The organism is Actibacterium sp. MT2.3-13A (assembly GCF_018139985.1).
Lineage (GTDB): Bacteria > Pseudomonadota > Alphaproteobacteria > Rhodobacterales > Rhodobacteraceae > JAGSOU01.
Genome location: NZ_JAGSOU010000002.1, coordinates 237,187 through 250,437, shown reverse-complemented (window position 1 = coordinate 250,437; position 13,251 = coordinate 237,187). Strand labels below are relative to the sequence as shown.

Below are 13,251 nucleotides of genomic sequence, written 5' to 3'. Positions count from 1 at the left end.
CGCGATGAAACCCGCCCCCTTCACCTACCACAGACCCGCCAGCGTCCGCGAGGCGCTGGAGCTCTTGGCGCGTTACGGAGCCGATGCCAAGCCGGTGAGCGGCGGGCAGAGCCTCGGCCCGATGCTCAACATGCGGCTGGCGCGGCCGGCGCACCTGGTCGACCTGAACGACCTGCTGGAGCTGGACTATGTCCGCAACACCGGGGGCGTGATCGAGATCGGCGGGTTGACCCGCCATCACCGGGTGGCCTCCGCCCCGGAGATCGGGCGCGACCTGCCGCTGCTGGCCGAGGCCGCCGCGACCATCGGCCATTACGCCATCCGCCAGCGCGGCACACTGGGCGGCAGCCTGGTGCATGCCGACCCGGCGGCGCAGCTGCCGCTGGTCGCGGTGACGCTGGGGGCCGAGGTCGTCCTGCGCTCGGCCAAGGGCGAGCGCAGCGTGCCCGCCGACGAGTTCGTGCAGTCGATCATGACGGTCGATCTGGCCGACGACGAGATCGTGACGGCAGTGCGCTTTCCGCAGCAGTTGGCGGACGAGGGCTCGGCCTTCGACCTGTTCAGCCGCCGCCACGGCGATTTCGCCATCGTCAGCGTGGCGCTGACCCTGCGCCTCGATCCGGCGGGGGCGATCTGCGCGCTGCGGCTGGGGCTCGGCGGGGTCGGTCCGGTGCCGCAGCGCCAGACCGGGGTCGAGCAGGAGGCCATCGGCTGCCTGCCCGACGCCGAGACCGCCGCGCGGCTGGCGCGTGCCGCCGCCGCCGCGATCACCCCCGAGGATCATCCGCAGGTGCCCGCCGCCTATCGCCGCGAGCTGGTCGAGACCCTGACCGCGCGCGCCTTCCTGCGCGCCGCCAAGCGGGCAGGGGTGACCGCATGAGCACGCCCGTGCCGATCTCCCTCGTCGTCAACGGCGAGGCGCATGACCTCGTCGTGCCGCCACGCAAGCTGCTGTCGGACGTGCTGCGCGAGGATCTGAACCTCACCGGCACCCATGTCGGCTGCGAGCACGGCGTCTGCGGTGCCTGCACCATCCTGATCGATGGCCGACCCGCGCGCGCCTGCCTGACCTATGCGGTGCAGCTGGAGGGCCACGAGCTGACCACCATCGAGGCGGTCGCCGAGGGCGACACGCTGAGCCCTCTGCAGCAGGCGCTGCACGAGGAGCACGGGCTGCAATGCGGTTTCTGCACCGCGGGCATCGTGATGACCTTCGAGGCCTATCTGCGCGAAAACCCCGCGCCCTCCGAGGCCGAGGTGCGCGATGTGCTGTCGGGCAACCTGTGCCGCTGCACGGGATACCAGAATATCGTGACGGCCGTGCTCAAGGCCGCCGAAGCGATGCGCGGGGGGCGGGGCGCATGACCACCGAGACGCCGTTCACCCATATCGGCAAGCCCTTGCCCCGCAAGGAGGATCGCCGGTTTCTGACCGGCAAGGGCCGCTATCTCGACGATGTCGTGCTGCCTGGCGCGCTGCAGGTAAGTTTCGTGCGCGCGCCCCATGCCCACGCCCGGATTGCGGCCATCGACACCGAGGCCGCCCGCGCGCTGCCCGGCGTGCTGGGCGTGTTCACCGGCCGCGATCTGGCGCAATGGACCGCGCCGCTGCGCCTCGCGCCGCCGATCGAGGGGTTGCACCCGGTCGAGATGACGACCCTGCCCATCGACAAGGTGCGCTTCCACGGCGACCCGGTGGCGGTGGTCGTGGCCCGTGACCGCTATGTCGCCGAGGACGCGGCCGAGCTGGTCGAGGTCAGCTATGAGCCGCTGCCCTGCGTTGCCGACACCGCGGCGGCGCTGGCCCCCGGCGCGCCGCTGGTCGACGACACGCTGCCCGACAACCTGGTCTCGCACCAGAGCTTCCGCGCCGGCGACCCGGTCGCCCGCCGGGCCGAGGCCGCCCGCGTGGTCGAGGCGCGCTTCGACCTGCACCGCCACACCCATGTGCCGATGGAGACCCGCGGCTGCCTGGCCGACTGGGACGCGGGCCGGTCGCATCTGACCATGCATATCGGCACCCAGGCGCCGCATCCGATGCGCAGCCAGCTGGCCGCGCGCATGGGCCTGACCGAGACCCAAGTCACGGTGATCAGCCCGGATATCGGCGGCGGCTTCGGCCAGAAGATCGCGCTTTATCGCGAGGAGTTGACCGTCGCGGCGCTGTCGCGCCATTTCGGCCGCCCGGTGCGCTGGCGCGAGGACCGGCTGGAGAACCTGACCTCGGCCAGCCATGCCCGCGAGACCCATTGCGTGACCCGCGCCGCGGTGCGCGCCGACGGCCGCATCCTGGGGCTGGAACTGGACCTGACCGAGGATTTCGGCGCCTATTGCTTCTACCCAGCCAACTATATGGCGCGGGTGATCGCGATGATCCTGACCGGGCCCTACCGGATCAGCGACTACGCCTTCGACGTGAAGGTGGTGCTGACCAACAAGTGCGGCAACGGCCCGATGCGCGCGCCGATGGCGATCACCAGCTGGGTGATGGAGGGCACGATCGACGCGGTGGCGCGCGAGCTGGGCCTCGACCCGGTCGAGGTGCGCCGGATCAACGCGGTGCGGCCCGCCGATCTGCCCTTCACGATGCCCACCGGCGAGGTGCTGGAGGATGTCACGCCGCTGGAAACGCTGGAGGCGGCGGTCGCTGCCATCGACGTGCCCGCCTTCCGCGCCCGCCAGGCGCAGGCGCGGGCCGAGGGGCGGCTGCTGGGCCTGGGCCTGTGCACGGTGGTCGAATCCACCACCTACGGCTCGGAATTCTACAAGGCCGCCGGCATCCCCGGCTCGGGGCACGAGGCCGCCTGGGTGCGGATCGAGCCGTCGGGCGCGGTCAATGCCTCGGTCGGCGTGATGGGCTCGGGGCAGGGCTATGAAACGCCGCTGGCGCAGGCCGTGGCCGAGGGGCTGGGCGTGACCCCGGACATGGTGAATGTCCACATGGGCCATACCGACATCGCGCCCTACGGCATGGGCAGCCGCGGCGCGCGCGGCGCCACGGCAGGGGGCGGGACGCTCTATCTCTGCGCGCAGAAGGCGGCGGAAAAGGTGCTGGCCATCGCCGCCGGCATGCTGAACCTCAACGATGCGCAGGGGCTTCGGTTGCAGGACGGCCAGGTCGAGCGGCGGCTAGAGGACGCCTGGCAGGCCACCGGCGTCAGCCTCGCCGACGTGGCGCGGCGCGCCTATCTCGACCCCACCGCGCTGCCCGAGGGCATCGCGCCGGGCCTCGATGTGTCGCTCACCTACGACCCTCCGGCGATGACCTATTCCAACTCCACCCATGCCTGCGAGGTCGAGATCGACCCGGCCACCGGGCGCATCGCCATCGCCCGCTATGTCGTGGCCGAGGATTGCGGCACCGTGCTCAACCCGCTGGTGGTCAAGGGCCAGCAGCAGGGCGCGGTCGGCATGGGGCTGAGCGGCGCGCTGTTCGAGGAGGTCATCTATGACGAGAGCGGCCAGAACCTGACCGCGACGCTGGCCGACTACCTGGTCGCCACCGCCTGCGAGCTGCCCAATATCGAGATCCTCCCCATGCACACCCCCAACCGCAAGACCCCGGCGGGGATCAAGGGCATGGCCGAGGGCGGCATCATGGGCTCGATCGGGGTGATCGCGGGGGCCGTCAACGATGCGCTGGCGCCCCTCGGCGTGACCGCCGAGCAGATGCCGCTGTCGCCGCAACGCATGCGCGCACTGATGCGCGGCGCCGGCAATTTCACTTACGGAACCTCTTTTTCAGACCCTGGCACCACCGCTCACGACACCACCACTCACGGAACGCCAGGCAACTCAGACGGAAGGACAGGCAGGGCATGAACGCTTCGACGGAAAAGATGACGGTCGGCTTCATCGGTCTCGGGATCATGGGACAGAGCATGGCGGGGCATATTCTGGCCGCCGGCCATGATCTCTGCGTCTACAACCGCACCCGCGCCAAGGCCGACGACCTGGTCGCCAGGGGCGCGGTCTGGAAGGACAGCCCCGGCGACGTGGCCGCGGCCTGCGACGTGGTGATCACCATCGTCGGCTACCCCAAGGACGTGGAGGAAGTCTACCTCGCGCCCGGCGGCATCGTGGAGCGCGCCCGCGACGGTGCGATCCTGATCGACATGACCACCTCCAGCCCGGAACTGGCGCAGCGCATCGCCGCGGCGGCCGCGGATCGCGGGCTGGCGGCGCTGGACGCGCCGGTGTCGGGTGGCGACGTGGGCGCCCGGGCCGGCACGCTGGCGATCATGGTCGGCGGCGACGCCGCGGCTTTCGACAAGGCGATGCCGCTTTTCGACGCGATGGGCGGCAAGATCGTGCACATGGGCGCCGCGGGCGCCGGCCAGCACACCAAGATGGCCAACCAGATCGCCATCGCCTCGACCATGCTGGCGGTGAGCGAGAGCCTCTCCTACGCCAAGGCGGCCGGGCTGGATCAGACCGCGGTGCTCGACGCGATCGGCACCGGCGCGGCGTCGAGCTTCCTGCTGAACGGGCTGGGGCCGAAGATGGTGGCCGGCGATTACGCGCCGGGCTTCTTCGTGCACCATTTCGTCAAGGACATGTCCATCGCCCTGGCCGAGGCCGAGCGCATGCAGATCGACCTGCCCGGGCTGACGCTGGCGCGCGGCCTCTACCAGCGCCTCGTCGACGGCGGCTTCGGCGAGGACGGAACGCAGGCGCTCTACCGCGTCTATACCCAGATGACGGGGGCCTGAGATGCGGTTCGAAGGCGATGCCCTGATCCCGGCCGCCCCCGAGGCGGTCTGGAAAGGTCTGAACGACCCCGAGGTGCTGCGCCGCTCCATCCCCGGCTGCCAGGCGATGGAGCAGACCGGCGAGCGTGAGTTCACCGCCACCGTGGTCGCCAAGGTCGGGCCGGTTTCGGCCACCTTCAAGGGCAAGGTGGAACTGGCCGACCTGAACCCGCCGGTCTCCTACACGCTGCGCGGGCGCGGTCAGGGCGGGCCTGCGGGCTTCGCCAAGGGCGAGGCCCGGATCACGCTGGCGCCCGAGGGCGACGGCACGCGGTTGAGCTATGTCGCCGACGCCGATATCGGCGGCAAGCTGGCCAGCGTCGGCGGCCGCCTGATCCAAGGCGTCGCGAAAAAGACGGCCGACGACTTCTTCGCCGGATTCTCGCGCGTGCTGACGGGCGGCGAACAGGCTGCCGCCACCCCGGCAGGTGGTGCTGCCGCCGGCGCGGCGCCCGCCGCGGCGCCCGCGGCGGCTGGGCATATTCCGCTGATCGACCGCGTGGCCTGGCTTCTTGTCGGCCTCGCCCTCGGTATCGGCCTGACCCTCATCTTCGGGTGACCGCGATGCGTATTGCAGACGATATCCAGGCCATGCTGCCGTTGCTCACGCAATGGCGCCACGACCTGCACGCGCATCCCGAGACCGCCTTTCAGGAACATCGCACCGCCGTCTTCATCGCCCGCGAACTGCGCGCGATGGGGCTGGAGGTGCATGAGGGGATCGCGGGCACCGGCGTCGTCGGCATCCTGCGCAACGGCGACGGCTGGACCGTCGGCCTGCGCGCGGATATCGACGCGCTCGACGTGACCGAGACGACGGGGCTGCCCTATGCCTCGACCACCCCGGGCAAGATGCATGCCTGCGGCCATGACGGCCACACCACGATGCTGCTGGGCGCGGCGAAGCACATGGCGGCGAACCCGCCGGGGCCGGGCACGGTGGTGTTCATCTTCCAGCCCGCCGAGGAGAACGAGGGCGGCGCGCGCGAGATGATCGCGGACGGCCTGTTCGCGCGTTTCCCGGTCGATCAGGTGTTCTCGATGCACAACTGGCCGGGGCTGGAGGCCGGGCGCTTTGCCGTGCATTCCGGGCCCGTGATGGCCGCCTTCGACACGTTCGAGTTGCGCCTGATCGGGCGCGGCAGCCACGGCGCCATGCCGCATGAGGGGATCGACCCGATCACCCTGGCCGCGCAGGTGCAGATGGCCTGGCAGACGCTGATCAGCCGCGCCGTCGCGCCCGTCGATCCGGCGGTGATCTCGATCACCCAGATCCACGCCGGCGACACGCTGAACGTCATCCCCGAGCGGATCGTGCTGCGCGGCACGGTGCGGACCTTCGCGCCCGGGACCCGCGATTTCCTTGAGGCGGAGATGGGCCACCGCGCCCGTGCCATCGCCTCGGCCTATCACGCCGAGGCGGAGTTCGATTACCTGCGCCGCTATCCTGCCACCATCAACGCCGCCTCCGCCGCCGCGCTGGCGCTGGAGGCCGCGCAGGGCATCGTCGGGCCCGAGGCCGTGGCCACCGACCTGCCGCCCAGCATGGCGGCCGAGGATTTCGCCTTCATGCTGAACGACCGCCCCGGCGCCTATATCTGGATCGGCAACGGACCGGCCGAGGGCGGGCGCAACCTGCACAGCCCGAACTACCAGTTCAACGACGAGATCCTGACGCTGGGCGCGCAGTATTTCTGCGAGGTCGCGGCGCGGGCGCTGAACGCCGGGAACCGCCCGGCCTAGGCCGCGGCGGCCCAGGTTTCCGCATGGATCGCGGGGGCGTCGGCGATGGCCGGCGCCCCGCCGCCTTTTCTAGCCGCAGCCGCCCGCCGTCGGCGTGACGATGACCACGGCGTCGCCCGGGGCGACATGGGTCTGGTCGGCGGCGGCCAGCACCTCGACGGTGCCGTCGGCGCGGTGGATTTCCGTCCGCCCCACGCGGCCCGGGCCGCCGCTGCCGATGCCGCGCGGCGCGATCTCGCGGTGCGAGGACAGGATCGCGAGGTCCATCGCCTCGAGGAAGCGGATGCGCCGCGTGGTGCCGTCGCCCGCGCACCAGGTGCCCTTGCCGCCCGAACCCGCGTCGATGCCGAACTCCTCCAGCACCACCGGGTAGCGCAGCTCCAGGATCTCGGGATCGGTCAGCCGCGAGTTGGTCATGTGCACATGCACCCCGTCGGTCCCGGCGAAGCCGGTGCCGTCGTTCATCCACCCCGCCGGGCTGCCCGAGCAGATCGTCTCGTAATACTGGTGCCGTTCGTTGCCGAAGGTCAGGTTGTTCATCGTGCCCTGGCTGTTGGCCATCGCCCCCAGCGCGCCGAACAGCGCGTTGGTGACATGCTGGCTGGTCTCCACGTTGCCGGCGACCACCGCCGCGGGGTAGCGCGGGGCGAGCATGGAGCCCTCGGGCACCACGATTTTTACCGGGCGCAGGCAGCCCGCGTTCATCGGGATCGGCGCCTCGACCATCACCCGGAAGACGTAAAGGACGGCGGCGCGCGTCACCGGCGCGGGCGCGTTGAAATTGTTCGCCATCGCCGGAGAGGTGCCGGTGAAATCCACCGTGGCCTCGCCGCGCTCGCGGTCCACCGTCACCTTGACCCTGATCACCTGGCCGGTGTCGGTGGGGTATTCGTAGGCCCCGTCCGACAGCCGCCCGATCACGCGCGAGACCTCGGCCGCGGCGTTGTCCTGAACATGGCCCATATAGGCCTGCACCACGTCCAGCCCGAAGCCTTCGATCATGTGGCGCAGCTCGGCCACGCCGCGGGCGTTGGCGGCGACCTGCGCCTTGAGGTCGGCGACGTTCTGGTCGGGGTTGCGGCAGGGGTAGGGGTGGTCGGCCAGCAATTCGCGCAGCGGCCCCTCGCGGAAGCGCCCGTCCTCGACCAGCTTGAAGTTGTCGATCAGGACACCTTCCTCGTCCACCCGCGTGGCGCGCGGCGTCATCGAGCCCGGCGCGATGCCGCCCACATCGGCATGGTGGCCGCGCGAGGCGACCCAGAACAGGATGTCCTTGCCTGCCGTGTCGAAGACCGGCGTGACCACGGTGATGTCGGGCAGGTGGGTGCCGCCGTTGTAGGGGGCGTTCAGCGCATAGACGTCGCCGGGCCGGATCTGGCCGCGGTTCAGGCGGATCACCGTCTCGACCGAGCGGTCCATGGAGCCCAGATGCACCGGCATATGCGGCGCGTTGGCGACCAGCGCGCCCTCGGCGTCGAACACCGCGCAGGAGAAATCCAGCCGTTCCTTGATGTTTACCGAACGCGCGGTTTTCTGAAGCGCCACGCCCATTTGCTCGGCGATGTTCATGAACAGGTTGTTGAAGACCTCCAGCAGCACCGGGTCGGCCTCGGTGCCCGCGGCGCGCTGGCGCGCGGCGGCGGTGACGCGGGTCATCAGGATGTGGTCGCGGGCGGTGACCTCGGCGCGCCAGCCGGGCTCGACCACCACGGTCTGGTTGGCCTCGATGATCAGCGCGGGGCCGGTGACGCTGCGGCCGGGCGTCATGGCCGCGCGGCGGACCACCGCCGCGTCGTGCCACTGCCCGCCGGAATAGACCGGCACGCGGGTTTCGGCCTCGGCCGCGCCCTCGGCCAGGTCGGCGGCCGGTTCCGGCTCGGCGTCGGCGTCGCCGGCCTGGCCCTCGATCTCGGTCGCCTCGACGATCAGCGGCGCGTCGGGGTCGGTGAAGCCGAACTCGGACATATGCGCGGCCTCGAACTGTGCCCGTGCCCCGGCCATGTCGCCGTCCCAAAGGACGGGCAGGGCGGTGTCGGTGCCGGCATAGCGCAGGTGCAGCCGGCGGGTCAGCCCGATCGCCGCCTCGGCCACGCCCTGGGCGGAAAGCGCCGCGCGCACCTCGCCGGTCAGCCGGGCGAGCGATGCCTCGATGCCCTCCAGCGCGCCCTGCTGCATTTCCACCTCAAGCCCCTGCTGGCGCGCCTCGGTGACGCGCGCGAGGCCAATGCCGTAGGCCGACAGCAGGCCCGACAGCGGATGGATCAGCACGCGGGTCATGCCCAGCGCGTCGGCCACCAGGCAGGCATGCTGCCCGCCCGCGCCGCCGAAGGCGTTGAGCAGGTAGCGCGTCACGTCATGGCCGCGCTGGACGGAGATCTTCTTGATCGCGTTGGCCATGTTCTCCACCGCGATCTGGAGGAAGCCCTCGGCGACCTCCTCCGCGCTTTTGCCCTCGGCCCCGGCGATTTCGGCGAAACGCGCGGCGACGGCGTCGCGGTCCAGCGGCTGGTCCTGATCGGGGCCGAAGATGGCGGGGAAGAATTCGGGGTTCAGCTTGCCCAGCATGACGTTGGCGTCGGTGACGGTCAGCGGCCCGCCGCGGCGATAGCAGGCGGGGCCGGGATCGGCCCCCGCGCTGTCGGGCCCGACGCGGAAGCGCCCCGGCTCGGCATGCAGGATGGAGCCGCCGCCGGCGGCCACGGTGTGGACGCGCAGCATCGGTGCGCGCATCCGCACGCCCGCGACCTGGGTCTCGAAGGCGCGCTCGAAATTGCCGTCGAAATGCGCCACATCGGTCGAGGTCCCGCCCATGTCGAAGCCGATCACATGGTCATGGCCGGCCAGTTGCCCGGTGCGTGCCATGCCCACGACGCCGCCCGCCGGGCCCGACAGGATCGCGTCGCGGCCCTTGAAGCGGTCGGCGGCGGTCAGCCCGCCCGAGGACATCATGAATTGCAGCGTCGGCCCCGGCTGGTCCGGCGGCGTCGCGCCCAGCGCCGAGGCGACCCGCGCCACATAGCGCGACAGGATCGGCGTCAGATAGGCATCGACAACCGTTGTGTCGCCACGCCCCACCAGCTTGATCAGCGGCGAGACCTCGTGGCTGGCCGAGATCTGGCCGAAGCCCGCGGCGCGGGCGGCGTCGACCAGCATCCTCTCGTGCTCCGGTGCGGCCCAGGCGTGCATCAGAACGATCGCCACCGCGTCGATCCCGTCGGCCCTGGCCTGCGCCAGCGCCCCGGCCACCGAGGCGGGGTCGAGGGCGCGTTCGACCGTGCCGTCGGCGCGGACGCGCTCCTCCACCTCGACCACGCGCTCATAGAGCTGCTCGGGCAGGATGATCTCCTTGGCGAAGATGTCCGGGCGGTCCTGGTAGGCGATGCGCAGCGCATCGCGGAAGCCCTTGGTGATCAGCAACAGGGTGCGGTCGCCCTTGCGCTCCAGCAGGGCGTTGGTGGCGACCGTGGTGCCCATCCGCACCGTGCCCACGCGCCCGGGCGGGATCGCCGCGCCGGGCGCGAGCCGCAGCAGGCGCCGGATGCCCTCGATCGCGGCATCCTCGTAGGCCTCGGGGTTTTCCGACAGCAGCTTCAGCGCCGTCAGCTCGCCCTCGGGGGCGCGGCCGATGACATCGGTGAAGGTGCCGCCGCGGTCGATCCAAAAATCCCAGCGCCGGGTGACTTGTCCGTTCTCTGCCTGATCGCCCATCGTGATCCTCCCGGCTCTGGCTTGCGTTCTCGCTTACAAATTATTGACAAAATGCAAGTGTGTGGTCAAGCTGCCTGTGTCGGGTCCGGGGTGGCCGGCCCGTCAATCAGTTCGCCACCGCAACCAACAGGGACAAGAAAAATGACCTTTCACATGCTCAAACCGCTTGCCGGTGCCCTTGTCGGCGCGGCCTTGGCCCTTCCCGCCGCGGCGGAGAACTGGGACATGCCCACGCCCTATGGCGACAGCGTGTTCCACACCCAGAACATCCAGCAATTCGCCGCCGACGTGTCCGAGGCCACCGGCGGCGCGCTGACCATCACCGTGCATTCCGCGGGCGCGCTTTTCGCCCATCCCGAGATCAAGGATTCGGTGCGCCGCGGCCTCGCGCCGATCGGCGAGACCCTGATGTCGCGGCTCGCGAACGAGGACCCGGTCTTCGCCGTCGACTCGATCCCCTTCCTGGCCAGCAGCTATGACGAGGCCCGCGCGCTGTGGGATGTCTCGCGCCCGCTGGTCGAGGAAAAGCTCGCCGCGCAGGGTCTGACGCTGCTTTATGCCGTGCCGTGGCCGGGGCAGAGCATCTACACCAAAGAGCCGGTCAATTCGACCGCCGATCTGCAGGGCGCCGCCTTCCGCGCCTACAACACCGCGACAGAGCGTCTGGCGCAGCTGATGGGTGCGGTGCCGACCCAGATCGAGACCGGTGACATCCCCACCGCCTTCGCCACCGGGCGCGTGGCCGCGATGATCACCTCGCCGTCGACCGGCGTCTCCAGCCAGGCCTGGGATTTCACCACCCATTACACCGACACGCAGGCATGGCTGCCCAAGAACATGGTGATTGTGAACAGCCGCGCGCTTGAGGCGCTGCCGGCCGATCAGCAGGCCGCCGTCAGGGACGCCGCCGCCAAGGCCGAGGCCCGCGGCTGGGAGATGTCGGCGGCCGAGACCGCCGCCAAGATCGCCACGCTCAAGGAAAAGGGCATGACCGTTTCCGCGCCTTCGGACACGCTGAAGGCGGAACTGGCCGAGATCGGCAAGACCATGACCGCGGAATGGCTGGCCTCCGCCGGCGACGAGGGCGCCGCGCTGATCGACGCCTACACCGCGGCCAAGTGAGCCTGACCGGGGCGGGGCCGGACCGGCCCTGTCCTTTCCTCATCCTGGGAGGGGCTCATGCGTCGTCTTCTCGACCGGCTCTATGACGCGGCGCTGGCGCTGGCCGCGCTGACCTTCGCGGCCATCGCGGTTCTGGTGCTGATCCAGATCGCGGGGCGGCTGATCGACCGCGCCGCCCGTGCCATCGGTGCGCCGCCGCCGGGGCTGACCGTGCCCTCGCTGGCCGAGATCGGGGCCTTCCTGTTCATCGGGGCGGTGTTCCTGGGCCTTGCCGGGACGCTGCGCGCGGGCGGGCATGTGCGGGTGACGCTGCTGACGCGGGCCATGGCCCCGGGTGCGGCGCGGCTGCTGGGGCTGGCCGTGACCCTTTGCGCCGTGGGGCTGGCCGGTTTCGCCACCTGGTCGAGCGCGGTGCAGACGCTGGACAGCTGGCGCTTCGGCTCGCTCAGCTACGGCATGGTCAAGGTGCCGCTGTGGCTGCCGCAAGGCGTGATGACGCTGGGGCTCGCGCTGCTCGGCGTGGCGCTGCTCGATGCGATGGCGGCGCTGGCGCGCGGCGAAACGCCGGCCCATGAGCAGGCCGAGGCCGCACGCGGGGAGAATGGCTGATGGATCTGTCGCTTCTCGCCCCGCTTCTGATCGTCGTTCTTTTCGGGGCGCTGGCCGCGGGCCTGTGGGTCGGTTTCGCGCTGATCGCGGTGGGCCTCGTGGCGATGGCCGCGGCCTCCTCTGCGCCGGTGAGCCTCGTCTTCGCCACCAAGGTCTGGGGTGGGCTGACGGTCTGGGACCTGACCGCGCTGCCGATGTTCATCTGGATGGGCGAGATCCTGGTGCGGTCGCGCCTGTCGGCGGAAATGTTCTCGGGGCTTGCGCCCTTCACCGCGCGGCTGCCGGGACGGCTCTTGCATGTCAACGTTCTGGGCTGCGCGCTGTTTGCAGCCGTCTCGGGCTCGTCCGCCGCGACCACGGCCACCATCGGGCGCATGTCGGTGCCGGAGCTGACCCGCCGCGGCTACGACCCGCGCATGGTGATCGGCACGCTGGCCGGTTCGGGCACCTTCGGCTTCCTGATCCCGCCCTCGATCATCCTGATCGTCTATGGCGCGGCGACCGAGCAATCCATCGCGCGGCTGTTCCTCGCCGGCGTGGTGCCGGGGCTGATGCTGGCGGCGCTGTTCTCCGGCTACATCATGCTCTGGTCGGCCTTCAACCGCGACCGCATGCCCGAGGACGAGCCCGCGACGAGCCGCGGCGAGGCGCTGCGCGCCATGGCGCGGCTGCTGCCGGTGGTGGGGCTGATCCTGGCTGTGATCGGCTCGATCTACGCCGGTATCGCCAGCCCGACCGAGGCGGCGGTGATCGGGGTCGCCGGCGCGCTGCTGCTGGCCTGGGCGACCGGCGCGATGGATCGCGCCGGATTCTTCGACGCGCTGCGCGCGGCGACCGTGACCACCTGCATGATCTGCTTCATCCTGGCCGGCGCGGCCTTTCTGACCGTGGCCATGGGCTATACCGGCATCCCGCGCCAGCTGGCGGCCTGGATCGGGGGGATGGGCCTGTCGCCCTTCACCCTGCTGGCGGCGCTGACGGTGTTCTTCATCGTCATGGGGATGTTCCTGGACGGCATTTCCATCGTTGTGCTGACCGTTTCCATCATCCTGCCGATGGTGACGCAGGCCGGGATCGACCCGATCTGGTTCGGCGTCTTCCTGGTGCTGGTGGTGGAGATGAGCCAGATCACCCCGCCGGTGGGCTTCAACCTCTTCGTCTTGCAGACCATCACCGGCCGGGACATCTTCGCCATCGCGCGCTATGCGCTGCCGTTCTTCGGCCTCCTGGTGCTGGCGGTGGCGCTGCTGACGCTGTTCCCCGGGATCGCGCTGTGGCTGCCGGGGACGATGTTGTCGAAATGAGCGGGGAGGGAGAAA

At 70.6% G+C, this 13,251-nt stretch carries 10 protein-coding genes; 9 read left to right on the top strand and 1 reads right to left on the bottom strand.

The features are described 5' to 3' along the window. Positions 1-4 precede the first annotated feature (4 nt). Genes KCI33_RS03270 through KCI33_RS03245 form a run of 6 tightly spaced genes read left to right on the top strand, consistent with a single transcriptional unit; the run spans position 5 to position 6,493 of the window. Positions 5-880: a xanthine dehydrogenase family protein subunit M gene (locus KCI33_RS03270; protein ID WP_212523317.1), complete on the top strand. Its 876-nt coding sequence runs from the start codon at positions 5-7 to the stop codon at positions 878-880. Further along, positions 877-1,365 (top strand): (2Fe-2S)-binding protein, encoded by a 489-nt coding sequence (locus KCI33_RS03265; RefSeq protein WP_212523316.1) that lies wholly within the window; start codon positions 877-879, stop codon positions 1,363-1,365. The genes KCI33_RS03270 and KCI33_RS03265 overlap by 4 nt, the downstream gene beginning before the upstream one ends. Then, complete coding sequence (locus KCI33_RS03260; RefSeq protein WP_212523315.1) at positions 1,362-3,821, top strand: xanthine dehydrogenase family protein molybdopterin-binding subunit; 2,460 nt, start codon at positions 1,362-1,364, stop codon at positions 3,819-3,821. The genes KCI33_RS03265 and KCI33_RS03260 overlap by 4 nt, the downstream gene beginning before the upstream one ends. Continuing rightward, entirely contained in the window at positions 3,818-4,711 is an 894-nt protein-coding gene (locus KCI33_RS03255; RefSeq protein ID WP_212523314.1) for an NAD(P)-dependent oxidoreductase, read from the top strand. Before KCI33_RS03260 ends, KCI33_RS03255 begins: the two co-directional genes overlap by 4 nt. Before the next feature lies 1 nt (position 4,712). Further along, a complete protein-coding gene (locus KCI33_RS03250) occupies positions 4,713-5,309 on the top strand; it encodes a carbon monoxide dehydrogenase subunit G (protein ID WP_212523313.1) in 597 nt (198 codons plus the stop codon). 5 nt (positions 5,310-5,314) lie between these two features. Beyond that, a complete protein-coding gene (locus KCI33_RS03245; protein WP_249138880.1) occupies positions 5,315-6,493 on the top strand; it encodes a M20 aminoacylase family protein in 1,179 nt (392 codons plus the stop codon). Between the two features lie 69 nt (positions 6,494-6,562). Here the strand turns inward: KCI33_RS03245 and KCI33_RS03240 are convergent, their stop codons facing one another. Continuing rightward, a complete protein-coding gene (locus KCI33_RS03240; protein WP_212523312.1) occupies positions 6,563-10,201 on the bottom strand; it encodes a hydantoinase B/oxoprolinase family protein in 3,639 nt (1,212 codons plus the stop codon). Between the two features lie 153 nt (positions 10,202-10,354). On the opposite strand from KCI33_RS03240, the gene KCI33_RS03235 reads away from it, so the two are divergent. From KCI33_RS03235 to KCI33_RS03225, 3 genes are read left to right on the top strand one after another with little or no spacing between them, the layout of a single operon-like run. Continuing rightward, complete coding sequence (locus KCI33_RS03235; protein ID WP_249138879.1) at positions 10,355-11,323, top strand: TRAP transporter substrate-binding protein; 969 nt, start codon at positions 10,355-10,357, stop codon at positions 11,321-11,323. Positions 11,324-11,380: 57 nt separating this feature from the next. Next, positions 11,381-11,932, top strand: coding sequence for a TRAP transporter small permease (locus tag KCI33_RS03230; RefSeq protein ID WP_212523311.1), 552 nt, complete (start codon positions 11,381-11,383; stop codon positions 11,930-11,932). After that, positions 11,932-13,236: a TRAP transporter large permease subunit gene (locus tag KCI33_RS03225; protein WP_212523310.1), complete on the top strand. Its 1,305-nt coding sequence runs from the start codon at positions 11,932-11,934 to the stop codon at positions 13,234-13,236. The genes KCI33_RS03230 and KCI33_RS03225 overlap by 1 nt, the downstream gene beginning before the upstream one ends. The last annotated feature ends 15 nt before the right edge of the window (positions 13,237-13,251 follow it).

Bases quoted from the DNA above. Each gene is read 5' to 3' on its own strand.
- KCI33_RS03270 (WP_212523317.1), top strand. From the start codon at position 5: ATGAAACCCGCCCCCTTCACCTACCACAGACCCGCCAGCGTCCGCGAG.
- KCI33_RS03265 (WP_212523316.1), top strand. From the start codon at position 877: ATGAGCACGCCCGTGCCGATCTCCCTCGTCGTCAACGGCGAGGCGCAT.
- KCI33_RS03260 (WP_212523315.1), top strand. From the start codon at position 1,362: ATGACCACCGAGACGCCGTTCACCCATATCGGCAAGCCCTTGCCCCGC.
- KCI33_RS03255 (WP_212523314.1), top strand. From the start codon at position 3,818: ATGAACGCTTCGACGGAAAAGATGACGGTCGGCTTCATCGGTCTCGGG.
- KCI33_RS03250 (WP_212523313.1), top strand. From the start codon at position 4,713: ATGCGGTTCGAAGGCGATGCCCTGATCCCGGCCGCCCCCGAGGCGGTC.
- KCI33_RS03245 (WP_249138880.1), top strand. From the start codon at position 5,315: ATGCGTATTGCAGACGATATCCAGGCCATGCTGCCGTTGCTCACGCAA.
- KCI33_RS03240 (WP_212523312.1), bottom strand. From the start codon at position 10,201: ATGGGCGATCAGGCAGAGAACGGACAAGTCACCCGGCGCTGGGATTTT.
- KCI33_RS03235 (WP_249138879.1), top strand. From the start codon at position 10,355: ATGCTCAAACCGCTTGCCGGTGCCCTTGTCGGCGCGGCCTTGGCCCTT.
- KCI33_RS03230 (WP_212523311.1), top strand. From the start codon at position 11,381: ATGCGTCGTCTTCTCGACCGGCTCTATGACGCGGCGCTGGCGCTGGCC.
- KCI33_RS03225 (WP_212523310.1), top strand. From the start codon at position 11,932: ATGGATCTGTCGCTTCTCGCCCCGCTTCTGATCGTCGTTCTTTTCGGG.